Raw genomic sequence first — 24,727 nt, 5'->3', positions numbered from 1 at the left:
GTGGTCGCGTGGATCAAGAGGACCGAATCGCCCTGTTCCTCGACTACGAGAACCTCGCGCTGGGGGCACGCGACCATCTCGACGGCGCGGCCTTCGACCTGCGTCCCATCGCCGACGCCCTCGCCGAGCGTGGCCGGGTGGTGGTGCGCCGGGCGTACGCGGACTGGTCGTACTTCGACGAGGACCGGCGGATGCTCACCAGGTCGCACGTCGAGCTCATCGAGATACCCCAGCGGATGGGGGCGTCGCGCAAGAACGCCGCCGACATCAAGATGGCCGTCGACGCGGTGGAGTTGGCCTTCGAGCGGGGCTACATCTCGACCTTCGTGATCTGCACCGGCGACAGCGACTTCACCCCGCTGGTGCACAAGCTGCGCGAGCTGAACAAGCGGGTCATCGGCGTCGGGGTGGAGAAGTCGACCTCGGCGCTGCTGCCGCCCGCCTGCGACGAGTTCCTCTACTACGACCGGCTGGAGGGCGTCGACATCCCGCCGGCCCGCGCCCGGCGGGGTCGCCCGGCCCGGCTGCCCAGCCCGGACGTACCGCGGCTGGAGCAGGAGCCCGAGCCGCAGCCGGCGGCCGAGGAGGCCGCCCGGGACGTCGACACCCTCGCCGTGCTCGTGGCCCAGACCGTCGCCGGCCTCCAGGGCAGCTCCAGCGGCGAGGTGACCGCCTCGACGTTGAAGCGCACCCTGCTCCGCAAGGACCCGACGTTCAGCGAGTCCGACTACGGGTTCCGCACCTTCGGGGAACTCCTGCGGCACCTTGCCCAGCACAACGTCGTCGAGTTGGCGGAGGGGCCCGCCAAGGGCGATCCCGAGGTCTCCCTGCCCGAGCACGGCGACCGCGAGGTCGCGTTCGGGCTGCTCGGCTCGGTGGTGGCGGACCTGGCCGGCGAAGAGGGGGCGGTGGCCCTCTCCGGCCTCAAGAACCAGCTGCGCCGGGCGCGGCCCGACTTCAGCGAGAAGAAGCTGGGCTACCGCAGCTTCCTCCAGTTCTGCAAGGCGGCCGCCACCAGCGGGGTCGTCGACCTGCGGTGGAGCGCCGAAGCCGACGACTACCTCCTCACCCCGCAGGCCGCCTGACCCCTTTCCGAGCCGGCAGGGGCTGGCCCCGGTGGGCCCGGCCCGTCGTGCGGGTCGGGCCAGGCCCGCGGGTGGCCAGGTCAGGGGATCGTCACGCCGTACGCGGCCAGGATCTCGGTGATCGGCTGGTAGTAGGTGGTGCCGCCGCTGGTGCAGTTGCCGCTGCCGCCGGAGAGGATGCCGAGGATGACCCCGGTGGCGGCGACGTAGAGCGGTCCGCCGCTGTCGCCCGGCTCGGCACAGATGTTGGTCCGGATCAGGCCGGAGACGCTGCCCTGGGCGTAGTTGACGGTCGCGTTGAGCCCGGTGACCGTGCCGCAGCGCACTCCGGTCGTGGCACCGCTGCGGCAGACCGCCTGGCCGATGTACGCGTTGCCGACGCCGTTGACGGTGAGCAGGCCGGGATAGGTGTAGACGGCGCTGGGGTGGGAGATCCGGCCGGTGTAGCGGACCAGCCCGTAGTCGTTGCCGGGGAAGCTGCTGCCCGTCCGGGTGCCGAGGACGGTGCTCTGCGCGCCGTCGGCGTACCAGGTGGACGCGACGGTGGTGCAGTGGCCGGCGGTGACGAAGTAGTAGGTGGTGCCACTGCGGACGTTGGCGCCGAGGGAGCACCGCCCGCCGCCGGCGTAGATCGCCTGTCCGCCGGCGATGAGGATGCGTAGTGCACCCGGCTCCCGGCGGAGCAGCGCGCCGGCCCGGGCGGCGGTCGCCCGCAGCGCGGCCACGTCCCGGGCGGAGACGGTGTCGTCGACGGTCAGGGTCATCCGTCCGGTGGCCGGGTCGAGCCCCCAGGCGGTGCCGGCGGTGCGGATCTCCGCGAGCGTGGCCGCGGCGCGGCCGGCGTCGTGGTCGGGGGTGGACTCGCCGTGGTCGGTGGCGGCGTGGGCGGGTGCCGGCAGGCCGAGCAGCAGCGCGGCGAGCAGGAGCAGGGGGAGTGGGAGACGACGCATCGAACCTCCATGAATTCGTCTCTGTCGATTCCATAGAGGATCCACCCTCGGGCGTGACGCGGACAAGCGGCGGGCCGGATTCCACGTGCGGCCCCGGCGTCCCGGCGGGCGTGCCCGGGGTGCTGTCGGTCCGCCGTGCGGTGGACGCGGCGCGGGCCGGGGCCGGCCCGGCCCGGCCGTCGCAGCGGGAGCCGGGCCGTCGCCTACCGGTCGAGGAGCGTGGCCAGCCGGCGTGCCTCGGTGACCAGGCGGGCCGACCCGCGCCGGGCGACGACGTCCGCCAGGCCCGGCACTTCGATCCGTACGCCGGTCGCGCCGGCCGTCTCGGCGGCCAGGGTGAGCAGGTCCGGGGTGCCGCGCGGCGCGGGCGACGCGGCGAGCACGGCGGGCAGGGCCGCGGCGAGGAGATGCCAGACGGTCAGCGGGGCGCCGGCCGCCGCCGCGTCCCGCAGCGGCCGGAGCGCCCGGGAGGGAGGGAACACGCCGTCGGCGGCCAGGGTGCCGAGGTGCGCGCCGACCGCGGTCGCGTCGAGGTCACCGCTGCCAGCCAGCAGGAGCAGGGCGTCCAGCGCGGCGACCTGGTCGGCCTCGTGCCGGGCGCCGAGCCCGTAGGCCAGCGCGAGGTCGAGGGCCGGGCCGCCGGTCCCGGTGCCCTCGGCCAGCAACGGCAGGACGGCGGCGGTGCCCGAGGCGTCGTCGCGGACGCCGCTCGCGACGGTCGGCAGCACGTGGGCGGCGACCAGACCCCGGTAGCCCGGCAGCGCCGCCGGCCAGAACGCCACCCAGTCGCCGTGCCACGTGTTGGTCGGCGGCGGCACGGTGAGCAGACCGAGCGGATCGGCGAAGCCCTCCGGCGGAGCGAGCTCCACATGCGTGCGCTGGGGCGGCAGCCCGCGGGCCTTCCAGTCGGGCGGCAGCTGTCGGCGCACGGTGACGACCCGCTGCGTCGGACGGGGCAGCCCGCCGGTGCGCAGCCAGGCGGCGAGCCGGTCGCCCGCCGGTGTGCGCAGTGCCGCCGCCCGGGCGGCGAGCGGCTCGTCGACGACGGCGGGCAGCCGCAGCAACGCCTGGGTCAGGTCCGTCGACCACGGGTCGCGGTCGCCGAGGCGCACCAGGCGTTCGTAGAGGGCGACCGGGTCGAGCGCGCCGCTCGTCAGGGTGGGCGCGGCGAGTAGGCCCGCGTGCGGTGCGCCGACCAGGCTGCCGATCTCGGCGAGCCGGGCCCGCAGGAGGCGCTGGGGCGTGGGCACCCGGGGATCGACGGGGGGCGGGCCCGGGGGAGTGGCCTGGGGCGCCGGGCCGGGTACGGTGCCCGGCCAGGCCGCCAGCGGGGCGGTCCACCGGTCCCGGCGGGCGTCCGCCGCGAGCGGGTCGGTGGCCGCGTGCAGCACGTCGCCGATGAGGCCGCACAGGCAGCACGGGTCCCACTGGTGTTCCCCGCCTCCGAAACGGCCTGGCTCGCGGCGAAGCACCGGGGCGAGGGCCGCGCCCAGGCGCTGCCGGTCCTCCCCGGCGAGACGCACGACGGCGTCGAGGACCCGTTCCAGCGCCATCGCCGAACGGGTGGCGCCGGCGACGACCTCCTCCGCCAGCTCGTCGGGGTCGGTGATCGGTGCTGGCGCCGGCGCGACGGGGGGCGGCTGCGGGAGGCTCTCGCCCACCGGGGCGGTCACGACGGGCGGGGCGGCCCGGTGCCCGTGCTTGACGGCGAGCGCGCCGGACCGGTCGCGGATGTCGCCCACGGGGTGCTCGGCTCCCGTCGCGAACACGTCGGCGACCTCCCCGGCCCGGTCGTGATGCCGGCGGGCGACCTGGTCCAGCCAGCTGAGCTGGGTGCGGACCAGCGTCTTGTCCGGTCGGGCCAGCACGGCCCGGGACGCCTCGATGAACGCGTCGAACTCCACGTCGGCCAGTCCCCGCAACGCCTTCTGCGCCAGGGTCGCCACCGGCGTGGGCGCGTCGGCGAGCAGCCGCAGGTAGCTGGCCTGCCGCTCGCCGATCTCGGCGGCGGTGGGCGCGAGCAGGGCGTGCAGCGCGACGAACGGTCGCAGCGCGGCGGTCCGGTCGCCCCGCAGGAACCGGTTGACGCACCCGTCGAGCAGTTCTGCGCGGGCCAACCGGCCCTCGCCGGCCAGCCGCGCCAGCGCACCCGGCAGGCCCGTCTCCTCGATGCCTCGGAAATCGGGGGCCGGCATCCGGGCACCGATGCCGTCCACCTCGAACAGTCGGGGCACCATCGCGACCAGGAACGGATCCACGCGCAGCCGCTCCAGCAGCGGGAGCGGCTGCAACCGCTCCGCCGGCCACGCCATCGTCGCTAGCCAGCCCTCCACGAAGCGGTCGTCGGTGGGTGGCGGAACGTTCTCGGCGGTGAGCAGATCCGCGACGAAGGACCAGCTCTCCGCCGGGTCCGTCCGGTCGAGCCGGTCGGCGAGCCGGCGGGCCAGCTCCGGCAGCCAGGTGGCTCCCCGCCGCCGGGCCATCCCGATCACCGGTGCCGGGTCCGCGGACCGCAGGAACACGGACCGCCGGCCCAACAGCTCGGCGGCCTTCGCCGCGGTGGGCAGGCAGCCGACCGCGCAGACCGCCAGGGCCGTCGCCTCGTCGTCCGCCCACCAGGTGTCGCGCCGCCGGCGCACGTGCGCCACCAGCTCGGCGCCCAACCGTCGGCGGCGCTGCTCGTCGAGGGCATCGACCGTGGCCACGGTGGTGGCGACGTCACCCCGGGCCAGGAAGTCGAACGGGTCGCTGATCTCACTCACGACCGCAGACCGTACGGGGTGGCACCGACATCCTCGGCGTGCGTCCACCGGTGCGGGCCGGCTAGGGCAGCGGGTGGGAGATGCCTCGGGCGTGGTCGGTGAGGGCCGCGCCGACCACGGTCGCCTCCAGCGGCAGCACCTCCAGGCAGCGGCGCACCGCGGCGGCCATCAGGGCGTTCGGCACCCGCATCGACAGCGTGCAGTGCGGCACCCAGCGCCCCGGCTGGTAGTGCTCGACCAGCCCGATTCCCGCCTCGGCCAGCCGGCCGTGCACCCGCGCGTGGTGCGCGAGCAACTCGGCGGTGGGGGTCGGGCCCAGCCACAGCACCCGGCCGACGAACTGCCCGGCGTGCTGGAAGCTCAGCCGCAGCGGCGCCGCCACCACCGTCCCGCGCAGCGCCGTCGCGACCCGCTCCGGATCGAATCGGGGCGCGACGGCGAGCGAGACGTGCGGCCGGTGACGCTGTTCCAGCAGCGAACGCATGCTCTGCACGCCCTCGGACTCCAGCGCGTCCCAGAGCACCCGGATCCGTCGGGTGGCGTCGGTGTCCAGGTAGAGCTCCAGCGCGGCGACCACATGATCAGCCTAGGGGCGCGGTGGTCACGGCACGATGACGGCCCGTCCCTCCAGCGTGCCCTCGCGCATCTTGCGGTACGCGTCGACCGCCTTCTCCAGCGGGAAGGTGCTGGTCTTCGGCTTCACCAGGCCCCGGGCGCCCAGTTCGAGCACCTCGATGAGCTCCGGCCGACTGCCCCAGTACGTGGTCTGGATGCTCACCTCGTACGGCACCGAGAAGAAGCCCACCGGCAGCGTGCCACCGCCGATGCCGACGATGGTGAGGTCACCTACGGTGCGGGCGGCGGCGGCACCGAGCGCGAGGGTGGCGTCGGCGCCGACGAAGTCCAGGATCACGTCGGCGCCCCGGCCGCCGGTGGCAAGGCGGATCTCCTGGGCGGTGTCCTCGCCGGAGAGCATGGTGAGGTCCGCGCCGCACTCCGTGCCGAGCTTCAGCGCATCCTCGCGGGTGTCCACCGCGATCACCCGGGCGGCGGTGGTGGCCTTGAGGATCTGCACGCCGACGTGTCCGAGCCCGCCCACGCCGATCACCACGGCGGTGCTGGTCGGGCCGAGCTTCGCCGAGGAACGGCGGACCGCGTGGTACGGGGTGAGCCCCGCGTCGGTCAACGGCGCCGCGAGCACCGGGTCGAGCCCGTCGGGCAGCGGCACGACCTGCCGGGCCTGCGGCACCAGCATGTACTCGGCCATGCCACCGTCCAGGCCGAGGCCGCCGCCCCCGCCGGGCACCGGCGCCTCGGCGACGTTCTCGCAGTAGGTGTCGACGCCCACCCGGCAGCGGGCGCAGGTGCCGCAGCCCCACGGCCCGTACACGGCCACCGGCTGGCCCACCGTCAGCCCGGTGACCCCGTCGCCGAGCGCGTGCACCCAGCCGGCGTTCTCGTGGCCGAGGGTGAACGGTGGGTTCCACGGCACCGAGCCTGTCTCGAAGTCGTGCATCAGGTGCAGGTCGGAGTGGCAGGCGCCGGATCCGCCGATCTTCACCACCACCTGACCCGGGCCGGGCGTCGGTTCGTCGACCTCGACCAGCTCGGGCTCCGACTTCCACTTCGGCAACCGCAGTGCGCGCATCGGGACGTCTCCTGTTCTCCGGCTTCCGGTCCGTCCTTCGGCTGCCCGCTCAGCCGCAGGTCAAACGCCCGTCGGCGTACCCCCGGTTCACCCGGTCCGGGTGAGCCGGTCTCACCCCGGGTGATGCCAGCGTGCCAGGGGTGGGGAGGGACGATGACGGTGTCGGTGACGGAGTACCTGCGGGGGTTGGGCTCCGGCCGCCGCCCGGACCTGCCCGAGACGGCGAACGGAACCCTGCGGTTCGACGTGCGGGACGCCGGCAGCAGCACCGAGCACTGGTATCTCACCGTCGCCGACCAGCACGTCGACGTGACCCGCTCGGATGAGGACGCCGACCTGGTCGTCCGCGCCGACCGCCGGGTTCTCGACCAGCTCGCCGCCGGGCGGATCCACCCCGCGACGGCGCTGATGCGCAACGAACTGACCGTGCGGGGCGACTTCCGGCTGTTCATGCTCCTGCGGCGTATCTTCCCCGGGCCGCCCGACGCGCGGCACCCGCGGGAGGCCGCCCGACGAGAGGATGCCGCCAGGTGAGGCAGGAGCGGGTGTACGTGCTGGCGGGCAACGCCTTCGCGATCAGCGACGCGCAGGGGGACATGGAGCCGGACCCGCAGGCGCCGGTCGGGCTCTTCTCGTTCGACACCCGGTTCCTGTCCCGCTGGTTGCTGACCGTGGACGGCGAGCGGCTGAAGACGCTCTCGCGGGACGACATGACGCACTTCGACACCCGCTTCTTCCTCGTCCCCGGGACGGCCAGCCACTACATCGACGCCGACGTCTCGGTGATCCGGCACCGCTCCCTGGACGACAGCTTCAACGAGCGGCTCACCGTGCTCAACCACTCGGCGCAGCCGGCGGAGCTCACCGTCCGCATGGAAATCGGCAACGACTTCGCGGACATCTCCGAGATCCGTCAGCCCCGGCGCCGCGACATCGCGTTCGACATCGACCGGGCGCGGTGGCAGCTGAGGCTGCGCTACCGGCGTGAGCGGTTCGGGCGGGACACCGTCATCTCCAGCACCGCCCCGGCCGAGATCGACCGCAACGGCATGACGTTCCGGATCAGGGTGGAGCCGAACGGGCACTGGGAGACCGACCTGCACGTGACCATGGTCGGCCTGGGCGAGCACGGGCACGACATGCGGGCCGACCTCACGACCCACCAGCAGCACGTCCGGGTACGGATGCGCGACGAGCTGCGGGACTGGCTGGCCCGGGCGCCACGACTGGTCGCCGAGGACGACGTCCTGACCGCGCTGTACCGCAACAGCCTCACCGACCTCGCCGCGCTGCGCTACGAGCCGCTGTCGTCGACCGCCCTGGTCCCGGTGGGCGGCCTGCCCTGGGCCATGACGCTGGTCGGCCGGGACGCGATGATCAGCTGCCTGCAGACCCTGCCGTTCACCCCGGAACTGACGCCCCCGACGCTGCGCCTGCTGGCCCTGCTCCAAGGCGGCCGGCTCGACGACGGGCACGACGAGGAGCCGGGCAAGATCCTGGCCGAGCTGCGTTACGGCGAGGCCGCCGCGTTCGACGAGCAACTGGGCGCGTTCTACTACGGCGCGGCCGACACCACGCCCCTGTTCGTGATCCTGCTCGACGAGTACGAACGCTGGTCGGGCGACGCCGAGCTGGTGCGGCAGCTGCGTCACCCGGCCCGGATGGCGCTGGACTGGATCGACGAGTACGGCGACCTGACCGGCGACGGTTACCTGCGCTACCAGTGCCGCGACACCCGCCACGGCAGGGTCAACCAGGGCTGGAAGGACTCCCCGGGGGCGATCGTCCACCGCGACGGCCGCGAGCCCGGCTTCCCCCGCGCCACCTGTGAACTCCAGGGCTACGCGTACGACGCGAAGCGTCGCGGTGCCCGGCTGGCCCGTGAGTTCTGGGACGACCCGGCGTACGCGGACCGGCTGGAACGCCAGGCCGCGGAGCTGAGACAGCGGTTCAACCGGGACTTCTGGCTGCCCCACCGGGGGTACTACGCGTTGGCGCTGGAGCCCGACGGCACGCCGGTCGAGACGCTCACGTCCAATGTCGGGCACCTGCTCTGGAGCGGCATCGTCGACGACGAGCGGGCCGGGACCGTCGCCGACCACCTCGTCGGCCCGGACCTCTTCTCCGGCTGGGGCGTGCGGACGGTCGCGGCCGGCCAGCGCCCGTACAACCCGCTCGGCTCGCACCTGGGGGCGGTGTGGCCGTCGGACAACGCGCTGATCGTCGCGGGGCTGCGTCGCTACCGCCGCGACGAGCAGGCGACCCGGATCGCCGCCGGCGTGCTGGACGTCGCGCGGACGATCGGCGGTCCGGTGCCGGAGGTGATCGCCGGCTATCCGCGGCAGCTGACCACGTTTCCGGTCCGGCTTCCGGTCGCCGGTCGCCCTCAGGCGTGGTCCTCCGGCGCGCTGCTGATGCTGCTGGGCACCCTGCTCGGCCTCGAACCGTGCGGCGACAACCTGCTGGTCGATCCGGCCCTGCCGGCGGGATTCGGCCGGGTCGAGCTGCTGGACGTCCCGGGCCGGTGGGGGCTCGCCGACGCGTACGGCCGGGATCGGGGCGCCGGGGAGCGCAGTTCCCGGCGCCGGCTGCGGTGACGCCTCCGGCCGGGTCGTCCGTCCACCCGGCCCAGGTCGGCCGGTAGGCCCGTATGGCAACCTCCGCCCCGGCCAACTCGCCGGTGCGGACCGCCGTCAACAGCGGCGCTACGGGCGTTCTCCGTCAGCGGTTGCCGATTCGTCCGGTCCGCGGTGCACTGGGTCACATGGGTGTGATCAAGGTGGGCACGTCGTCCTGGGCGGACCGGATGCTGCTGAGTTCGGGCTGGTATCCGCGTGCGGCGAGCACCCCGGCCGGCCGGCTCGACTTCTACGCCGGACGGTTCCCCCTGGTCGAGGTGGACACCTCCTACTACGCGGTGCCCGTGCCGGAGACGACGCGGGGCTGGGTCGACGCCACCCCCGAGGGCTTCACCTTCGATGTCAAGGCGTTCAGTCTCTTCACCGGGCACCCGACACCGGTGGCGGCGCTGCCTCGTGACCTGCGCCCGGCCGGCGGCCCGGACCGGATCCGCCGCCGGGACCTCCCGGCGGCCACGTACGACGAGCTGTGGGACCGGTTCCGGGCGGCACTGGCGCCGATCGCGGCGGCCGACCGGCTCGGCGCGGTCCTGCTCCAGTTCCCGCCGTGGCTGGCCCGTGGGGACGCCGCCCAGCGGCGCATCGCCGAGCTGGCCGAGCGGTGCCGGCCGTGGCGGGTCGCCGTCGAGCTGCGCCACGGGTCCTGGTTCGACGGCACAGCGGCGCTGGACACGCTCGCGTTCCTGCGGGAGCGCGGGCTGTCATTCGTCTGCGTCGACATGCCGCAGGGACACCCGTCGTCGGTGCCGCCCATCCTGTTCGCCACGGCACAGCTGGCGGTCGTCCGCTTCCACGGGCACAGCGCCGCCTGGGCGACCGGGGACAAGCAGGAGAAGTTCCGCTACGCGTACGGCGACGAGGAACTCCGCCGCTGGTCGGAGCTGCTCGTCGAACTGGCCGGGCAGGCCGGCGAGCTGCACGCGCTGTTCAACAACTGCTGCGGCGACCAGGCCCAGCGCGACGCCGCCCGGCTCGCGGAGCTGTTGGGGGTGCGGCCGGTGGCACCCGACGGGGCGGTGCGGGCGGGAGCCGGCTCGCCCTCCTGACCCCCGGTGCCCCTCCGCGCGGATCGTCGGCCGCGGTCCGGTCCCGGGCGTCCCCGAAGGACCGACCGGGTCCTTATTCCATCGACCGGGCCACCGGGCTGCGGCATGATCGCCGGATGTCGGTAACCTCCCGGGTGCTCCTGCGCTGGCAGTTCGACCTGACCTGGTCGCTGTTCGAATACCACCTCGAGCGCCTTGACGCGGCGGACTTCCTCTGGGAACCGGCCGCGTACTGCTGGACGGTGCGCCGCGGTTCCGACGGCGGTTGGACACCCGACTGGGCCGACACCGAACCCGACCCGATCCCGGTCCCGACGATCGGTTGGCTGTCGTGGCACATCGGCTGGTGGTGGACGGTGGCCTCGGACCATCTCGGGGGACGGCCAGTACGGCAGCGCACCGACGTCGGATGGCCGGGCGCGGGCGAGCCGACAGTCGCCTGGCTGCGGGGCCTGCGCGTCGAGTGGCTCGGTCAGCTCGATCGCCTCACCGACGCCGACCTCGACGGCACCGCGCCATTCCCGTGGCAGGACGACGACGAGCACACCGTGGCGCACATGCTCGGCTGGGTCAACGCCGAGTTGATGAAGAACGCGGCCGAGATCGGGCAACTCCGGCTGCTGCGCGCCGCAGCGAGCGCCTGACCGCCCCGGCACCTGGACCGGAATTCGTTCCGGCCGCGCCCGACCCGGCCGCGTACCGGGCGTGCCGTCAGGAGCGTCGCCCCCTGGTCCGCAGCGCGTCCTCCGTCCGATCCTCGACGTCGGCGGCGTCGGGAAAGGACCGTCGGGCCGGCGCCGGGTCCGGTGGTGCGCCCGGGCCCGCCGGCCGGGTCGGGGTCGTCTCGACCGGGCCGAAGCCGTGCCGCCCGGCCGGTCCGGACGGCCCCGCGTGCTCGCCGGCCCGCCGCTCGCCGCGCCGCACCTCCGGCACGGCGGTCTCCTCGCTGCCCTCGTCCATGGGGTCGTGTTCGCCGGCACCCCACGGCGGATCCGCGTCGAGTCCGTCCCTGGTCACCCACGGGGCGACCGACTCCGGTGTGCGTCGGTCCCCGCCGCGTCCGTCTCCTGCCGTCATGGCCACCTCGCTGCTCGGTCCGCCGGTACGTCCGGTCAGCAGTGGCCGGACTTCGCCATCCGCCTCTGCTTGGCCGCGCCCATCGCCACGAGCGCGCCCATCCCCTTCGGCGCGTGCCGCATCCCGCCGACGCGCGCCAGCATCCCCCGGAACACCTCGCTGGGCTTCTGTTGCTCGCCCATGTACGCCGTCACCACGATGAGCGCCCCGGTCAGCGCCGGGACCGCCCACTGGAGCATCCGCAACTGCCGCTGACACGACGCCACGTTCGACGGCGTGTGCGAGTTCGGCTCGGTGACCCCCTCGACCGGCGGCCCGCCGGCCTTCTCCAGCTTCATGCCGAGCAGCCGGCTGTAGCCCGTCACGGCCAGCGCGCCGACCGTCAACGCCGTCTTGAGCGTGCTGGCCCGGGCCACTCCCGACTGGGCGGCCACCCGGGGGCTCTCGGTCACCAGTTCCCCGACGGCCCCCGCCAGGTGGGCGCCGATCGCCGCGGCGTTCACCGGGGTCCACCGGGCCCAGCCGGCCGAGGCCATCGGCAACCGTTGGGTCGAGTCGTTCATCTGTGCCGCCGCGCCGTTGACTCCGAAGGCTCCCATCAGGGAGCCCCCGAACCAGGCTGCCAGACCCAGATCGTGCATCGAGCGCAGTGCGGTGTGCCGTTCGGACATCTGATCCCCCTATCCACCGTGTCGGGCGGTGCGGCATACCCGCCGTCCGGTCGGCTAATCCCGGCCGTCGCCCGCTGATACGGGACGGGGCGGGGGGAGTCGGCGGGCCGGTGGCGGGTAGATCGCCGGACGGACGATCCGAGCGAGAGGGGAAGAGGATGTCGCAGCCCGAGGAGAGCCGGGAGAAGACCGCCTCGACCGATCAGGTGCTGAAGCACCCGGACAACGATCTGAGCAAGACCACCGCCGAGGTGCCGCCGCCGGCCGAGCACGGCGCGATCCTGGTGGAACGCGACGGCGAGATGGTGCCCGTCGACGCCGACGAGTGAGCGCGCCTCCCGGGCGGCGGGCGCGTCGCCCGGGAGCGGGCCGGCAGGTCGGGGAGCGGGTCAGCGGGCCGGCAGGTCGGTGGCGAAGCGGGCCACCCGGGCCGCCAGCGGCGTGCTCGCGCGTACCCAGGTGAAGTGGTCCATCCGGGCGCCGGCCTGCGCCGCGGTGTAGCGCTCGCGGGCGACGGGCGCCGCGGCCAGCTTCGCGCACAGGTGGTCGAGCGTCTCGTGCGGGGTGTACTGGTCGTCGTCGACGCTGACCGCGAGGACGGGGGTACGCAGCGCCCGCAGGGCCGCCTCGGCGTCCACCCCGTCCAGGTGCGGGAAGTTGCCGGTCCGCGCCGTGTGGGCCCAGTCCCGGATGACTCCGCGCGCCTGCCGGCCGCCGAAGCCCCAGCCCGGCCAGACGCCGAGCAGCCGGGCGGTCGCCGCGATCCCCTGGGTGTACGGCAGGACGCCGTACCCGCGCAGGCCCGGGAAGCTGCGCCACCACGGCACGCCGACGGCGATCAGCGCCAACCCGTCGACGTCGTGCTCGCCGTGCAGGGCGAGGTGCAGCAGCGCGGCCTGCCCGCCGAGGGAGTGCCCGAGCAGCACGGTCTTCCGTCCGTCCCGCCGGGTCTTGAGCGCCGCCAGCGTGGCGCCCACGTCGGCGGCCAGTTCCGGATAGCCGTACCGGCAGGCGCGGCTCGGCTTCGGGGTGCTCTCCCCGGTGCCGCGCAGGTCGGCCACCGCCACGGCCAGGCCGGCGGCGCGCAGCGCGGCGGCGAACGGCCGGTAGTAGCGCGCCCGGACGCCCATCGCGGGCGTGATCAGCACCAGCGGGGCGTCGTCGACGCCGTCCGGCTCGGGATACACCTGTAGCCCGATGCGGGCCCCGTCGACCTCGACGAACTCCTGCCGGTATTCCCCCGTCGCGTTCACCGCCCCAGGCTAAGGCCCGGTACTACCGGTGGGTAACCGTGGGGTGGTGGGCATCACGTGCCGTCGTCGACCGCCGGCCGCGCCGGGTCACGCCACCGCCGGAGCGGGCCGGCCGACCGTGCTGACCGTGGCGTAGACGCTGCTCAGCTGCTCGGCGCAGCGCTTCCACGAGTACCGGTTGCGGATCCGGTCCAGCGCCGCCGTCGCGTACGCGAAGCGACGGACCCGGTCGGCGAGCAGCCGGCGGACCGCGGTGCCGAGGGCCCGGGGGTCGCGGGGTGGCACGAGGTCGCCGGTCAGGCCGTTGACCACGCTGTCGGCGATCCCGCCGACGTTCGTGCCGACGACCGGCACCCCGCACGCCATGCCCTCCAGCGGGGTGAGCCCGAACGGCTCGTGCCAGCCGGCGGCCACCAGCAGGTCCGCCGAGCGGTACCAGCGGCCCAACTGCTCCCGGGGCAGCCCGCCGAGGAGCTTCACCCGGTCGGCGACCCCGCAGGACTCGGCGAGCGCGTGGAGCCGGCGGGCGAAGCCGTTCGCGGGGAGCAGTTCCGCCGGCGGGCCGCCGACCACCACGCACTCGGCGTCCGGCACGGCCGGCAGGGCCCGGATGACGTCCTGGATGCCCTTGCGCTCCACCAGCCGGCCGACGGTGATGATCCGGGGGCGGGCCGGGTCGCGCGGCGCGACGGGTCCGTCGGGACGGAACAGCTCCTGGTTGACCCCGGCGGGGACCAGCGCCATCCGGGACCGGGGCACGCCGAGGCGGACCAGCTCGCCGACCTCGTCCTGGCACTGCACGATGACCCGGTCGGCGGCCCGGCCCAGGGCCCGCTCGTAGCCGACCCGGCCCGGTGGGCTGGTCTCCCGGGCGCCCGACAGCCGCCGCTTCACGGAGCCGAGGCTGTGGTACGTCAGCACCACCGGCACCCCGGTGCGCCGGCCGGCGTGCAATGTGGCCAGCCCGCTCATCCAGAAGTGGGCGTGCGCCACGTCCGGCGTCCAGTCGCCGTCGCGCCACTGGCCGGCCAGCCAGCGTCCGAACTCGCCCATGTGCGGCAGCAGTTCGTCCCTCGGCACCCGCAGCGTCGGGCCGGCCGGCACGTGGCACACCCGGTAGCCGTCGGGGGTGCCCACCGACTCGGGCTGGACGGCGGAGTCCCGGCGGGTGTAGACCCGCACGTCGTGCCCCTCGCCGACCAGGGCGGCGGCGAGCTCCGCCACGTGCGTGTGCTGACCGCCGGACCCGTCCGCCCCTCCGACGGCGAGCGGACTGGCGTGCTCCGAGATCATCGCGATACGCATGTGCATCCTCCATCTCCCCGGCCCGGTCGGCGGGAGACCGGTCGAGCCCGGGCGTCTTCCCCTCAACGCCTCCGGACCCCGCCGCAGGAGTCCCTACCCCCGGCCTCCTCTCCTAACCGCCGCCTGCCCGGGTTCTCCGGACGTGGCGGCGGGTCGGCTGTGCGGGCGCCGACGGGCGGCGGAGCGAACCGCCCACCGCCCGTCACCGGTCGATGACATCTGGTCAGGTCCGATCGTCGTGGAGCATGCCCGGCCCGAAGACCTCGTAGGCGATCCGCTCCACCGGCACGCCCCGGCGCAGCAGGCCGCCCCGGACCGTGTTCATGAACGGCAGCGGCCCGCAGAGGTGCACGTGGGCGTCGGGGGAGAGCGGGATCAGCGCCGGGTCGATCCGGCCGGCGGCCACCTCGGCGGTCACCCCGGCCAACTCGCCGTCGGTGAGGTCCTCGTACCAGAGCGCGGTGCGCAGGTTGGGCAGCGCGGCGTGCAGGCGCGGCAGGTCGTTGCGGAACGCGTGCGCCGCGCCGGCCCGGTCGGCGTGCACCAGCACCACCGGTCGCTGCGGCTCGGTGGTGGCCAGGTGCTCCAGCGCGGCCATCGCCGGGGTCAGGCCGATGCCCGCGCTGACCAGCAGCAGCGGGCCCTGCCCGGCCACCGCGCTGACCTCGCCGAAGGGCGGGCTGAGCCGGAGGGTGTCGCCGACACCGACGTGCTCGTGCAGGAAGGTGGAGACCATGCCGTCAGGGGCGTCGCCGGTGCCGCGGACCCGCTTGACGGTGATCCGCCAGTGGTCGGCTCCCGGGCGGCCGGAGAGGCTGTACTGGCGGATCTGCTGGCCGCGCCCGCCGTCCAGATCGACGGCGACCGAGGTGTACCGGCCCGGGACGAAGCTGGGTACCGGGCCGCCGTCGGCCGGGACCAGGGTGAACGACACCACGTCCAGCGCCTCGGTGGCCCGGCCGGTGACCCGCCAGTCCCGCCAGACGGACTCGCCCTCGGCCAGCCCGGCCACCGTGTAGAGGCGGGCCTCCCGGGCGATCAGCTCGCAGGCCAGCAGCCAGTAGACCTCGTCCCAGGCCGCCGCGACCTCCGGGGTGACGGCGTCGCCGAGCACCTCACCGACGGCGGCGAGCAGGTGCCGGCCGACGATCGTGTACTGGCTGGCGGTGATGCCCAGCGAGGCGTGCTTGTGCGCGATGCGGTCCAGGATCGGGCCCCACGGCACGCTGCTGCCGCCGGTCAGGTGCTCCGCGTACGCGACCACGGCGGACGCGAGGGCGGCCTTCTGGGCGCCGGTGGCCTGGTTGCTGCGGTTGAAGATGTCGAGCAGTTCGGGGTGCGCGTCGAACATCCGTTGGTAGAACCGGCCGGTGATGGCCTCGCCGTGCGCCTGCACGGCGGGCAGGGTCGCCGTCACCACTGCTGCTGAGGACTTCGAGAGCACGGCTGTCTCCTTCTGGGCTGAAACGCTCTGACACCGACAGCAAAACAGGCATTTGAAATACCTCTTAAGGGCCGAAGGTCCCGTGTCGAGAGTCGTCCGGATCACACCGGGGGGACGATGGGCCGTGGTGGGTGCCCGACCGCGCTGGCTAGGGTCGGGACGTGAAGCTCAACCGGTCCACCGACATGGCGTTGCGCATCGCCATGCTCACCGCCGCGGACCCGCGACGGATGACCGTGGACGAGCTGTCCGACCGGCTCGACCTGCCGCGCAACCACGTCGCGAAGGTCGTGCAGCGGTTGCAGCGACTCGGGGTGCTGGTCACGATCCGGGGCCGCTCCGGCGGGGTCGCCTTCGCCGAGAGCGGCGGGGGCGTCACGGTCGGGCAGGTGGTGCGGGCCTTCGAGGGCGACGACGAGGTGGTGTCCTGCGACGAGCCGGCCTGTACGCTGCGCACGGCCTGCCGGCTGCGCGGCGAACTGCGCCGGGCCCGGGACGCCTTCCTCGCCGTACTGGACGGCGTGACCCTCGGCGGGCTCGTCGACGGGCCGACCGGCCCGGTGTTGCTCGCCCTCGGCCTGCCCCGCCCCCGGCCGGCACTCGACGCGCCGTACCAGACCCGGTCCGAGGAGTGACGATTTCCCGCAGCACGGTCTCCCGTCCCGTGGTTCTGCGACGGCTGCCACACCGGCCGCGATCCGGTGGCCGCGATCCGGGCCGGGCGCGGCGGAACCCCGCGCCGGGCGGCGCGGGGTTCCACCGACGCGGTCGGGGTCAGGAGACCGTGATCGAGCCGTCCCCGGCGCGGACGCAGGCCACGGAACGGGTACCGGTGGTGGCCGCGCCAGTCAGGCACTGCCCGAGCACCTGGTGGCCGGCGGCGTTCGGGTGCCACGACTCCTGGCAGGTCTGGAAGTAGCTCACGCAGGTGTTCGCGATCCGCTGGATGGCGATCTTGTCCTTGCCGGCGAGGCTGGTGACGAAGGCGCCGTTCGGCGGGTTGTCCTGGAGCCGGATCGGGGTGGCCAGGGCTCCGGTCGGGCTGGCCGCCGACTCGCAGAGCCGGGCGCCGTCGAAGGCCCGCTGGACGTTGAGGTAGACCAGGTCCGCGCCGGGGAACTCGGCGGCCAGGGTGTCCCGGGTGGACTTCACCAGGGTGCCCAGTCCCTGCGAGAAGCGGTGCCCCGGCAGCAGGCTGGCCCGGTGGATCGGGCAGCCGGCCGCGTACCGCTCGGCGCCCAGCGCGCGGAACTTGTCCCGGGTGTCGTCCCGGCTGTCCTCCTCGTGGAACCCAGGGGCGAGGTCGAACGGCAGTGGGTTGGTGTAGTCCTGGAAGACGATCCGGTGTTGACCGTCGGTGTCGATCTCGCGCAGCGTGGTGAGGAGCTGGCGTACGGCCGAGGTGGTCTCCGCGGTCGCGGCGTTCCACTGGGCGGCGGTGGCCAGGTCGGCGTCGGTGCAGGGCTTCTGCTCCACCGGCCCGCCCAGGTAGGCCCAGAACTCCCACCAGCCGGTCCAGGCGTCGGCGATGAACCGGTTGGCGCACTTCTCCGCGACGCTGCCGAAGGTGAACGAGCTGTTGTTCGAGCCGAGCCCGAGCAGCACCAGGTCGATGTCGTGGGTCCGGCCGACCGCGCGGAGCTGGTCGAGCTGGGCGGCCACCTGACGGCCGCTGGCCCGGGCCGAGGAGGCGGCGGCGATGTCGTGCGGCTGGCCGCCGGAGCAGGCGAGGTTGAACCGGTCCTGGATGCCCGGCAGGCTGGCCTTGTGCAGTGACGCGTTCGCCGAGCGGTGGCAGAAGAACGCGTTGTTGTTCGGGGCGGTCCAGCCAGGGAAGCCCTGGGCGACCCCGTTGGCGTCAGCCACCGGGGTGTACGCCCCGGCCCCCTCGCCGCTGATGAAGCTGTCGCCGAGTGCCACCGCGGCGGTAGGTGGGGCCGCCGAGGCCGGGGCGGTCAGTCCGACAGCGGTCGACAGGGTGGCGGTGGCGACGGCGAGCGCCGCCGCGAGAGCGGTACGACGGAACCTGGACATGACGTCCCCCATCTGTCCATCGAAATATGAAAGATCCTCTGAGAGCGAGATCACATCACTTCGATGTGACGGGCGTCAATGAGTTGTAACAAGATCTTTCGATGGAGGGCACATCCGCCCTGGTGTACCGGTCGATCTCCACCTGGCAGCAGCCCTTGCCGGCAGGATGAGCTTCGGCCACGAGTTGGTCGAACGGATCAGCGCCACCGGTCGTCCCGTGCTCCGCGCCAGCCTCGACGACTTCAAGCGCCCCTGGCGGGAGCGGCACGCACTGACCTGACGGCCGGCGGGGTCCGCCCGGCGGACACCGCCCTGAACCGCTACGACGGGGGAGTCCGGTACCGCAACGCCTTCGACTGCCCGGCAACCCGTACGCTCCTGCTGGAACCACCGTGCCCGTGATGTCTCCGCCGCGCGGTCCTCCCGGCCACGGCGTGCGCGTCGGGGAAGGCCGGCCAGGGCATGGTTGTTGTCCAGGTGGACCCGCCCGCGGCCGGCTCGTTCACGAACCGGTCACAGCGGCACCGACGTGCCGGATCCGGACGGAACGCACGACGACGCCGCCCGCTCCACGCCGCGACGAGGCGTACGCCTCGCTGCGGGGCGCCGTCGTCCTGTCGGATCTCCCGGTTACGCTCGCTGCGGCGCGCCGGCCGACCCACGGCGTCGGACGCGGCACACACATCGCCGAGACCTGGGAGTACGACCAGTTGACCGCAGAGCCTGAGACCCTGTACGGGGCCGACGACCTCACGCACCTCGAGGGGCTGGACGCCGTCCGCAAGCGGCCCGGCATGTACATCGGCTCCACCGACAGCCGTGGCGTGGGTCACCTCGTCAACGAGATCCTCGACAACTCCACGGACGAGGGCGTCGCCGGCCACGCCACGAAGGTCGAGGTGACGCTGCACGCCGACGGCTCGGTCCAGGTCGACGACGACGGACGGGGCATCCCCACAGACGTGCATGCCAAATCCGGCATCTCCGGTGTCGAGCTGGTGCTCACCCGGCTGCACGCGGGCGGGAAGTTCGGCGGCTCCGGCTACAAGACCTCCGGGGGCCTGCACGGCGTGGGCGCCTCGGCGGTCAACGCGCTGTCCCTCCGGTTCGACGTCACGGTTCGCCGGGGTGGCAAGGTCCACGCGATGTCCTTCCGGCACGGCGTGCCGGGGATCTTCGACGGTGACAGCCCCGACGCGACGTTCACCCCGGGCCCCGGGCTCCAGATCGTCGGCGCGATGAAGCGCGGCCAGCGCACCGGCACCTCGATCCGTTGGTGGCACGACGCGCGCTACTTCGAGACCGGCGCCGCGCTGGACGCCGACGCCGTGCGGTTGAAGCTGCGCAACACGGCGTTCCTCGTGCCGGGCGTGAGCTACATGCTGCGCGACCACACCGGGGAGGAGCGGACCGAGGAGCGGTTCCACTACCCCGACGGCCTGACCGACATGGTGGAGTTCCTCGCCCCGGCCGGCGACCGGCCCGTCTCCGGCATGCTGATGGTCACCGGCGAGGGCACCTACCGGGAGAACGCCGCCGACGCCAACGGGGTCATGCAGTCCAACGTGCAGCGTCGGGCCGAGGTCGAGGTGGCCTTCCGCTGGGGCACCGGCTACGAGCGCACCGTCGAGTGCTTCACGAACACCATCCGCAACGCGCACGGCGGCACCCACCGCAAGGGCTTCGAGCGGGGCCTGGCACGCACCCTCGCCGATGCCGTCCGCAACACCCGTGGCCTGCTCAAGGCCAAGGAGGATCCGCCCACCCTGGACGACGTCCTGGAGGGCATGACCGCGGTCGTGCACGTCCGGATCCCGGAGCCGCAGTTCACCTCGCAGACCAAGGACGAGCTCTCCACCGCCGGCATCACCAAGGTGATCCAGGCACTGGTCGAGCAGCACCTGAAGGCCTGGCTGGAGGACCGCAGGACCAAGGCCGAGGCACGTACGGTCCTTCAGAAGATCGTCGACGCGGCCCGGGTGCGGCTGACCCAGAAGCAGCAGAAGGACGCCGCCCGGCGCAAGACCGCCCTGGAGGGCGCGTCGATGCCCCCCAAGCTGGTCGACTGCCGCGCGATCGGAATCGACCGCAGTGAATTGTTCATTGTGGAGGGGGACAGCGCCCTCGGGACAGGCCGACTTGCTCGATCTGCCGAATATCAGGCGCTTCTGCCGATCCGGGGCAAGATCCTCAACGTGCAGAAGGCCAACCTCCAGCAGGTGCTGGACAATGCCGAGTGCGCCGCGATCGTGCAGGTGCTCGGCGCCGGCTCCGGCCGCACGTTCGACCTGTCGGCGCTGCGCTACGGCCGGGTGCTGATCATGGCGGACGCCGACGTGGACGGCGCGCACATCCGCACCCTGCTGATCACGCTCTTCGCCCGCTACATGCGGCCGCTGATCGAGGTCGGCCGGCTCTACGCGGCGATGCCGCCCCTGCACAAGATCACCACCAGGGGGCGCAACCCGCAGATCATCTACACCTACACGCAGGCGGAGATGGAGGCGACGGTCCGCAAGCTGGAGAAGGCTGGCAAGCAGATCGTCACCCCGATCCCGCGGTTCAAGGGCCTCGGCGAGATGGATGCCGACGAGCTGTGGGAGACCACGATGAACCCGGCCACCCGGGCGGTCCGCCGGATCACCCTCGACGACGTCGACGCCGCCGAGCGGATCCTCGAACTGCTGATGGGGGAGAAGGTCGAGCCGCGCCGCAACTGGCTGATCGACTCCGCCGACCGGGTCGACCGCGAGGCGATCGACGCATGAGCACCGCCCGCCGAAAGGGAAGCTGAACGATGGCACGCCGCAAGGACGACCGCGCCAAGGCGGACCTTTCCGCCTTCGACCAGGCCGGCGCGCGGGTCTTCGACAACCCGCTGGTCACCGAGGTCTCCGACTCCTACCTGGAGTACGCCTTCTCGGTGATCCACTCCCGGGCGCTGCCCGACGCCCGCGACGGCCTCAAACCGGTGCACCGGCGCATCCTCTGGTCGATGCACGAGCAGGGGTACCGCCCCGACCGGGGGCACGTGAAGTCCGCCCGCATCGTCGGCGACTGCTTCGTCGCCGGGACCCTGGTCTCGACGCCCGAGGGCCTGCGGCCGATCGAGGATGTCGACGTCGGTGACCTCGTGTTGGACGGCGACGGGGCTGCCATCCCGGTGGCCGCTGCTTATCGGAACCCGGACTCGGACCTGGTCCGGGTCACGTGGAGCAACGGCCACACCATGGTCGTGACGCCCGGACAGCGGTTCCGTGTGGTGGATGAGGACCTGGCTGTCCGGTGGGTGGAAGCCCGAGACCTGACGGGACAGCTCACTGTCGCGTACGGGACGCGCCGCGGGGCGGCACCCGCATCTGGCGGCGACCCGTACGACTATGTCCGTGGGCTCGTGGTGGCCGAAGGCTTCGCCGTCGATCGGTCTCGCGACGCGGACGGCCGCGTACGGCTGCACATGTGCGACGTCGAACCGCTCGACGTCGCACACGGGTGGGCCATCGCGAATGGATTGAACGCCTCCCGAGGCAAGCGCGAAGCAAGCAATCCGCGCCATCGCGACCAGCACATCCTCACATTCGCACGGCACGAGGGGCTGCTCGAGGCCGGCACGCCACTCAGTCACGCGAAGCGTGTGCCCGACGACGTGCTCGGAAATCGTTCCGCGTGGACGCCGTTCCTCGCCGGCTTCTTCGACGGTGATGGCTACGTCCGCAAGCGTTCCCGCGAACTCGTCTTCGTGAGCACCAGCGAGGTGTTGGTGCGTCAGATCTACTCCATGCTCGCCGACCTGGGGGTGCACGGTCACCACTGGAACAGCAGGCGCGACGGCCACCGCCCGCTTTTCGGCCTCTCCGTCACCGGACGGGATGCTGCTGTGGTCGCCGAGTTGCTCCTGCCCTGGGTGCGAATCGGTTACAAGAGCGACGACCTTCGGCGGGTGGTCGAGCTGGGCTATCGGTATGGGGGTAAACAGGGCAACGACCGCCTGCCGTGCCGGCCGGTGATGCAGGAGTTCACCAGCGCCCATCAGGGCGGTGGATGGTTCCGCGACGAGGACGGGAACGCCTTCCGGGCGTCCCTGTCAGGCCCCGGAAGCAAGGTGCGGTACGGCAAGGACCGCAACGGCCTGCCCTTGCCGGAGCGGTCGTTTCCTCTCTGGCGCGCGGAGCGGGACGGTTGGGTCCGCAAACTCCGGCGCATCGGCTCGCCCCTCGCCGGCCGGCTCGAGGCGTTGGCTGGGCGGTCGTTCCTGCGGGTCGTCGCCGTCGAGGCCGTGACTTCCGCTACCACCTACGACATCCAGGTCGACTCCGACGAGCACGCCTTCGCGGCTGAGGGCTACGTGGTCCACAACTGCATGGGCAAGTACCACCCGCACGGCGACACCGCGATCTACGACGCGATGGTCCGCCTGGCCCAGGGCTTCTCCCTGAACGCGCCACTTATCGACGGGCATGGAAACTTTGGAAGCCCGGACGATGGACCGGCGGCGTCGAGATACACCGAGGCCCGGATGTCGCGGGAGGCGATGCTGCTCGTCGGCGAGCTGGGCGAGGACACGGTCGACGTCGAGCCCAACTACGACGGCTCGCTGACCCAGCCCACCGTGCTGCCCGCCGCGTTCCCGAACCTGCTGGTGAACGGCGCGTCCGGGATCGCGGTCGGCATGGCGACCAACATGATCCCGCACAACCTCGGCGAGGTCGTCTCCGCCGCCCGGTGGCTGATCAACCACCCGGACGCCACGCTGGACCGGCTCATGGAGTTCGTACCCGGGCCTGACCTGCCCACCGGTGGGCTGCTGCTCGGGCTGGACGAGGTGCGCCGGGCCTACGAGACCGGTCGCGGCGTGGTGCGGATGCGGGGCAAGGTCGAGATCGGCCCGCTGGAGGGCAGCCGGGGCCGGCAGGCGATCACTGTCGTGGAGCTGCCGTACGGCGTCGGCGCGGAGAAGGTCATCGCGGCCATCACCAACGAGGTCAACAAGACCAAGCGGCTCACCGGCATTGCCGACGTCAAGGACCTCACCGACCGGGAGAACGGCACCCGCCTGGTGGTCGAGTGCAAGGTCGGGGTCAACCCGCAGGCGCTGCTCGCCGACCTCTACCGGCTCACCCCGCTGGAGCAGTCGTTCGGCGTCAACAACCTGGTGCTGGTCGACGGGCAGCCGCAGACCCTCGGGCTGAAGGCGCTGCTGGAGGTCTTCCTGGCCCACCGCTACGAGGTCGTCACCCGGCGCAGTTCCTACCGCCGCCGCAAGCGCGAGGAGCGGCTGCACCTGGTCGACGGCCTGCTGATCGCCCTGCTCGACATCGACAAGGTGGTCAAGCTGATCCGGGGCAGCGACGACGCGCAGGCCGCCAAGGACGGCCTGATGCGCCAGTTCGGCCTCTCGGACATCCAGGCCACCTACATCCTGGACACTCCGCTGCGCCGGTTGACGAAGTTCGACCGGATCGAGCTGGAGGCCGAGCAGGAGAAGCTCCGCAAGGAGATCGCCGAGCTCTCCACGATCCTCGACGACCCCAAGGTGCTGAAGAAGGTCGTCTCCGACGAGTTGGCGGCGGTGGTGAAGCAGTTCGGCGCGCCACGGCGCACCACGCTCGTCGACGGGGACCTCAAGGAGGTGCTGGCCGCGTCCGTGCCGGCCGGTCCGCTGGAGGTCGCCGACGATCCCTGCCAGGTGATCCTCTCCGCCACCGGGCTGGTAGCCCGGACGGCGGCCGAGTCGGAGGAGGCGTCCGAGGGGCGCCGGCGGCACGGCCGGGTCAAACACGATGCCGTACGCGCCGTCGCGCACTCCACTGCCCGGGGCCGGGTGCTGCTGGTGACCAGCGCCGGCCGGGCGTTCAAGGTCGACGTGCTGCCGCTGCCGGTCCTGCCCGAGCAGGCGGGGACGGTGTCGTTGCGCGGCGGGATGGCCGCCGCCGAGCTGGTGCCGCTGGAACCGGGAGAGAGCGTGGTGGGGCTGGCGCCGCTCGGGCCGACGGCCGAGGGCTCCCCGGGGCTGGCGCTGGGCACCCGGCAGGGCGTGGTCAAGATCTGCGCGCCGGAGTGGCCCGTCCGCTCCGACGAGTTCGAGGTGATCGGGCTGCGGGAGGGCGACGAGGTGGTCGGGGCGACCTGGCTCACCGATGGCGCGGAGGCGCTCACCTTCGTCACCTCGGAGGCGTCGCTGCTGCGATTCTCCGCCGGGCTGGTCCGGCCGCAGGGGGTCAAGGGCGGCGGCATGTCGGGCATCAACCTGACGGCCGGCGCCCGGGTGGTGTTCTTCGGCGCGGTCCGCACCGACGATCCGGGCCACGGTGAGCCGATGGTGGTCACCTCCACGGACGCCACGGTGAAGGTCACGCCGTTCGAGGCGTACCCGGCGAAGGGGCGGGCGACCGGCGGTGTGCGTGCCCATCGCTTCCTCAAGGGTGAGACCGACGTGGTCGTGGCCTGGGTGGGGGCGCGCCCGGTGGGCGCCACCGCCACCGGCGAGCCGGTGGAGCTACCGGCGGCGGACCCGCGCCGGGACGGCTCCGGCTTCGCCGTGATGCTGGGCCCCACGGTCGTCGGCCACCAGATCGAACGCGACTGACCCACCAACAGGAAGGGCCGGCTGTGTGTGCAGCCGGCCCTTCCTGTCTCCACGCCCCCGATCCGGCCCGGCAGCCCCGTCGGCTCACATGTCGCTGTCGATCATGAGGTTGACCGCTCGGAACCGGACATCTTGCACCGCCATCCTCATGATCGACGCGGCCCGGGGCCGGGGCCGGGCCGGGTGGGGCCGGGTTGGGGCCTGAAGCGGGTGGCTGGTTTCGGAGG

At 73.1% G+C, this 24,727-nt stretch carries 19 protein-coding genes and 2 pseudogenes; 11 read left to right on the top strand and 10 right to left on the bottom strand.

What is annotated here, in order from left to right; all coding sequences use genetic code 11:
* Window positions 1-8 precede the first annotated feature (8 nt).
* Window positions 9-1,085 (top strand): PIN domain-containing protein, encoded by a 1,077-nt coding sequence (locus GA0070608_RS31335; RefSeq protein WP_091633787.1) that lies wholly within the window; start codon window positions 9-11, stop codon window positions 1,083-1,085.
* 80 nt (window positions 1,086-1,165) lie between these two features.
* Here the strand turns inward: GA0070608_RS31335 and GA0070608_RS31330 are convergent, their stop codons facing one another.
* The 4 genes from GA0070608_RS31330 to GA0070608_RS31315 form a co-directional block, all read right to left on the bottom strand.
* Window positions 1,166-2,035, bottom strand: coding sequence for a S1 family peptidase (locus tag GA0070608_RS31330; protein WP_091633784.1), 870 nt, complete (start codon window positions 2,033-2,035; stop codon window positions 1,166-1,168).
* A 203-nt stretch (window positions 2,036-2,238) separates the two neighbouring features.
* Window positions 2,239-4,797 (bottom strand): thioesterase domain-containing protein, encoded by a 2,559-nt coding sequence (locus GA0070608_RS31325; protein ID WP_091633781.1) that lies wholly within the window; start codon window positions 4,795-4,797, stop codon window positions 2,239-2,241.
* Window positions 4,798-4,858: 61 nt separating this feature from the next.
* Complete coding sequence (locus GA0070608_RS31320; protein ID WP_091633778.1) at window positions 4,859-5,374, bottom strand: 2'-5' RNA ligase family protein; 516 nt, start codon at window positions 5,372-5,374, stop codon at window positions 4,859-4,861.
* A 24-nt stretch (window positions 5,375-5,398) separates the two neighbouring features.
* Window positions 5,399-6,445: an NAD(P)-dependent alcohol dehydrogenase gene (locus tag GA0070608_RS31315; protein ID WP_091633775.1), complete on the bottom strand. Its 1,047-nt coding sequence runs from the start codon at window positions 6,443-6,445 to the stop codon at window positions 5,399-5,401.
* Window positions 6,446-6,598: 153 nt separating this feature from the next.
* On the opposite strand from GA0070608_RS31315, the gene GA0070608_RS31310 reads away from it, so the two are divergent.
* The 4 genes from GA0070608_RS31310 to GA0070608_RS31295 all read left to right on the top strand — a co-directional run bounded on the left by GA0070608_RS31310 (window position 6,599) and on the right by GA0070608_RS31295 (window position 10,774).
* Window positions 6,599-6,979, top strand: coding sequence for an SCP2 sterol-binding domain-containing protein (locus GA0070608_RS31310; RefSeq protein ID WP_091633772.1), 381 nt, complete (start codon window positions 6,599-6,601; stop codon window positions 6,977-6,979).
* Window positions 6,976-9,042, top strand: a complete 2,067-nt coding sequence (locus GA0070608_RS31305; protein ID WP_091633768.1) for an amylo-alpha-1,6-glucosidase — start codon at window positions 6,976-6,978, stop codon at window positions 9,040-9,042. Before GA0070608_RS31310 ends, GA0070608_RS31305 begins: the two co-directional genes overlap by 4 nt.
* 167 nt (window positions 9,043-9,209) lie before the next feature.
* Window positions 9,210-10,130 (top strand): DUF72 domain-containing protein, encoded by a 921-nt coding sequence (locus GA0070608_RS31300; protein ID WP_091633763.1) that lies wholly within the window; start codon window positions 9,210-9,212, stop codon window positions 10,128-10,130.
* Between the two features lie 116 nt (window positions 10,131-10,246).
* Window positions 10,247-10,774 (top strand): DinB family protein, encoded by a 528-nt coding sequence (locus GA0070608_RS31295; protein WP_091633760.1) that lies wholly within the window; start codon window positions 10,247-10,249, stop codon window positions 10,772-10,774.
* Window positions 10,775-10,841: 67 nt separating this feature from the next.
* On the opposite strand, the gene GA0070608_RS31290 is transcribed toward GA0070608_RS31295, so the two are convergent.
* Both GA0070608_RS31290 and GA0070608_RS31285 read right to left on the bottom strand, forming a co-directional pair.
* The gene (locus tag GA0070608_RS31290; protein WP_091633758.1) at window positions 10,842-11,207 is read right to left on the bottom strand and encodes a hypothetical protein; all 366 of its coding nucleotides are present in this window, start codon (window positions 11,205-11,207) and stop codon (window positions 10,842-10,844) included.
* A gap of 35 nt (window positions 11,208-11,242) precedes the next feature.
* Window positions 11,243-11,878 carry a hypothetical protein gene (locus GA0070608_RS31285; RefSeq protein WP_091633755.1) on the bottom strand — a complete coding sequence of 212 codons (636 nt, stop codon included), beginning with the start codon at window positions 11,876-11,878 and terminating at the stop codon, window positions 11,243-11,245.
* Window positions 11,879-12,036: 158 nt separating this feature from the next.
* Here GA0070608_RS31285 and GA0070608_RS32940 point away from each other — a divergent pair, with 158 nt between their 5' ends.
* The gene (locus tag GA0070608_RS32940; protein ID WP_176733907.1) at window positions 12,037-12,207 is read left to right on the top strand and encodes a hypothetical protein; all 171 of its coding nucleotides are present in this window, start codon (window positions 12,037-12,039) and stop codon (window positions 12,205-12,207) included.
* Between the two features lie 60 nt (window positions 12,208-12,267).
* On the opposite strand, the gene GA0070608_RS31280 is transcribed toward GA0070608_RS32940, so the two are convergent.
* The 3 genes from GA0070608_RS31280 to GA0070608_RS31270 all read right to left on the bottom strand — a co-directional run bounded on the left by GA0070608_RS31280 (window position 12,268) and on the right by GA0070608_RS31270 (window position 15,880).
* The gene (locus tag GA0070608_RS31280; RefSeq protein ID WP_091633750.1) at window positions 12,268-13,131 is read right to left on the bottom strand and encodes an alpha/beta hydrolase family protein; all 864 of its coding nucleotides are present in this window, start codon (window positions 13,129-13,131) and stop codon (window positions 12,268-12,270) included.
* An 87-nt stretch (window positions 13,132-13,218) separates the two neighbouring features.
* Entirely contained in the window at window positions 13,219-14,436 is a 1,218-nt protein-coding gene (locus GA0070608_RS31275) for a glycosyltransferase (protein ID WP_091633746.1), read from the bottom strand.
* A gap of 223 nt (window positions 14,437-14,659) precedes the next feature.
* Window positions 14,660-15,880: a globin domain-containing protein gene (locus GA0070608_RS31270; RefSeq protein ID WP_091633741.1), complete on the bottom strand. Its 1,221-nt coding sequence runs from the start codon at window positions 15,878-15,880 to the stop codon at window positions 14,660-14,662.
* A 161-nt stretch (window positions 15,881-16,041) separates the two neighbouring features.
* On the opposite strand from GA0070608_RS31270, the gene GA0070608_RS31265 reads away from it, so the two are divergent.
* A complete protein-coding gene (locus GA0070608_RS31265) occupies window positions 16,042-16,515 on the top strand; it encodes an RrF2 family transcriptional regulator (protein ID WP_091633737.1) in 474 nt (157 codons plus the stop codon).
* Window positions 16,516-16,654: 139 nt separating this feature from the next.
* On the opposite strand, the gene GA0070608_RS31260 is transcribed toward GA0070608_RS31265, so the two are convergent.
* Complete coding sequence (locus GA0070608_RS31260; RefSeq protein WP_091636675.1) at window positions 16,655-17,914, bottom strand: SGNH/GDSL hydrolase family protein; 1,260 nt, start codon at window positions 17,912-17,914, stop codon at window positions 16,655-16,657.
* Between the two features lie 710 nt (window positions 17,915-18,624).
* Here GA0070608_RS31260 and GA0070608_RS31255 point away from each other — a divergent pair.
* The 4 genes and pseudogenes from GA0070608_RS31255 (at window position 18,625) to GA0070608_RS34215 (ending at window position 24,500) form a co-directional block, all read left to right on the top strand.
* Entirely contained in the window at window positions 18,625-20,682 is a 2,058-nt protein-coding gene (locus GA0070608_RS31255; RefSeq protein WP_091633734.1) for a DNA gyrase/topoisomerase IV subunit B, read from the top strand.
* 29 nt (window positions 20,683-20,711) lie between these two features.
* Window positions 20,712-20,972 (top strand): annotated as a pseudogene (locus GA0070608_RS34225) (DNA gyrase subunit A); the annotation flags it as partial.
* Window positions 20,946-21,776, top strand: a pseudogene (locus GA0070608_RS34220) (LAGLIDADG family homing endonuclease); the annotation flags it as partial. The pseudogenes GA0070608_RS34225 and GA0070608_RS34220, both read left to right, overlap by 27 nt.
* 144 nt (window positions 21,777-21,920) lie before the next feature.
* Window positions 21,921-24,500, top strand: coding sequence for a DNA topoisomerase (ATP-hydrolyzing) (locus GA0070608_RS34215; RefSeq protein ID WP_411970799.1), 2,580 nt, complete (start codon window positions 21,921-21,923; stop codon window positions 24,498-24,500).
* Window positions 24,501-24,727 lie beyond the last annotated feature (227 nt).

Source organism: Micromonospora peucetia (genome assembly GCF_900091625.1).
In the GTDB taxonomy this organism is placed as follows: domain Bacteria; phylum Actinomycetota; class Actinomycetes; order Mycobacteriales; family Micromonosporaceae; genus Micromonospora; species Micromonospora peucetia.
This window is presented reverse-complemented; position numbering and strand designations above follow the sequence as displayed.

Excerpts from the sequence above, each read along its gene's own strand:
- GA0070608_RS31330 (WP_091633784.1), bottom strand. The coding sequence starts at position 2,035 with ATGCGTCGTCTCCCACTCCCCCTGCTCCTGCTCGCCGCGCTGCTGCTC.
- GA0070608_RS31315 (WP_091633775.1), bottom strand. The coding sequence starts at position 6,445 with ATGCGCGCACTGCGGTTGCCGAAGTGGAAGTCGGAGCCCGAGCTGGTC.
- GA0070608_RS31310 (WP_091633772.1), top strand. The coding sequence starts at position 6,599 with ATGACGGTGTCGGTGACGGAGTACCTGCGGGGGTTGGGCTCCGGCCGC.
- GA0070608_RS31300 (WP_091633763.1), top strand. The coding sequence starts at position 9,210 with ATGGGTGTGATCAAGGTGGGCACGTCGTCCTGGGCGGACCGGATGCTG.
- GA0070608_RS31295 (WP_091633760.1), top strand. The coding sequence starts at position 10,247 with ATGTCGGTAACCTCCCGGGTGCTCCTGCGCTGGCAGTTCGACCTGACC.
- GA0070608_RS31290 (WP_091633758.1), bottom strand. The coding sequence starts at position 11,207 with ATGACGGCAGGAGACGGACGCGGCGGGGACCGACGCACACCGGAGTCG.
- GA0070608_RS31285 (WP_091633755.1), bottom strand. The coding sequence starts at position 11,878 with ATGTCCGAACGGCACACCGCACTGCGCTCGATGCACGATCTGGGTCTG.
- GA0070608_RS32940 (WP_176733907.1), top strand. The coding sequence starts at position 12,037 with ATGTCGCAGCCCGAGGAGAGCCGGGAGAAGACCGCCTCGACCGATCAG.
- GA0070608_RS31275 (WP_091633746.1), bottom strand. The coding sequence starts at position 14,436 with ATGCGTATCGCGATGATCTCGGAGCACGCCAGTCCGCTCGCCGTCGGA.
- GA0070608_RS31260 (WP_091636675.1), bottom strand. The coding sequence starts at position 17,914 with ATGTCCAGGTTCCGTCGTACCGCTCTCGCGGCGGCGCTCGCCGTCGCC.
- GA0070608_RS34215 (WP_411970799.1), top strand. The coding sequence starts at position 21,921 with ATGCAGGAGTTCACCAGCGCCCATCAGGGCGGTGGATGGTTCCGCGAC.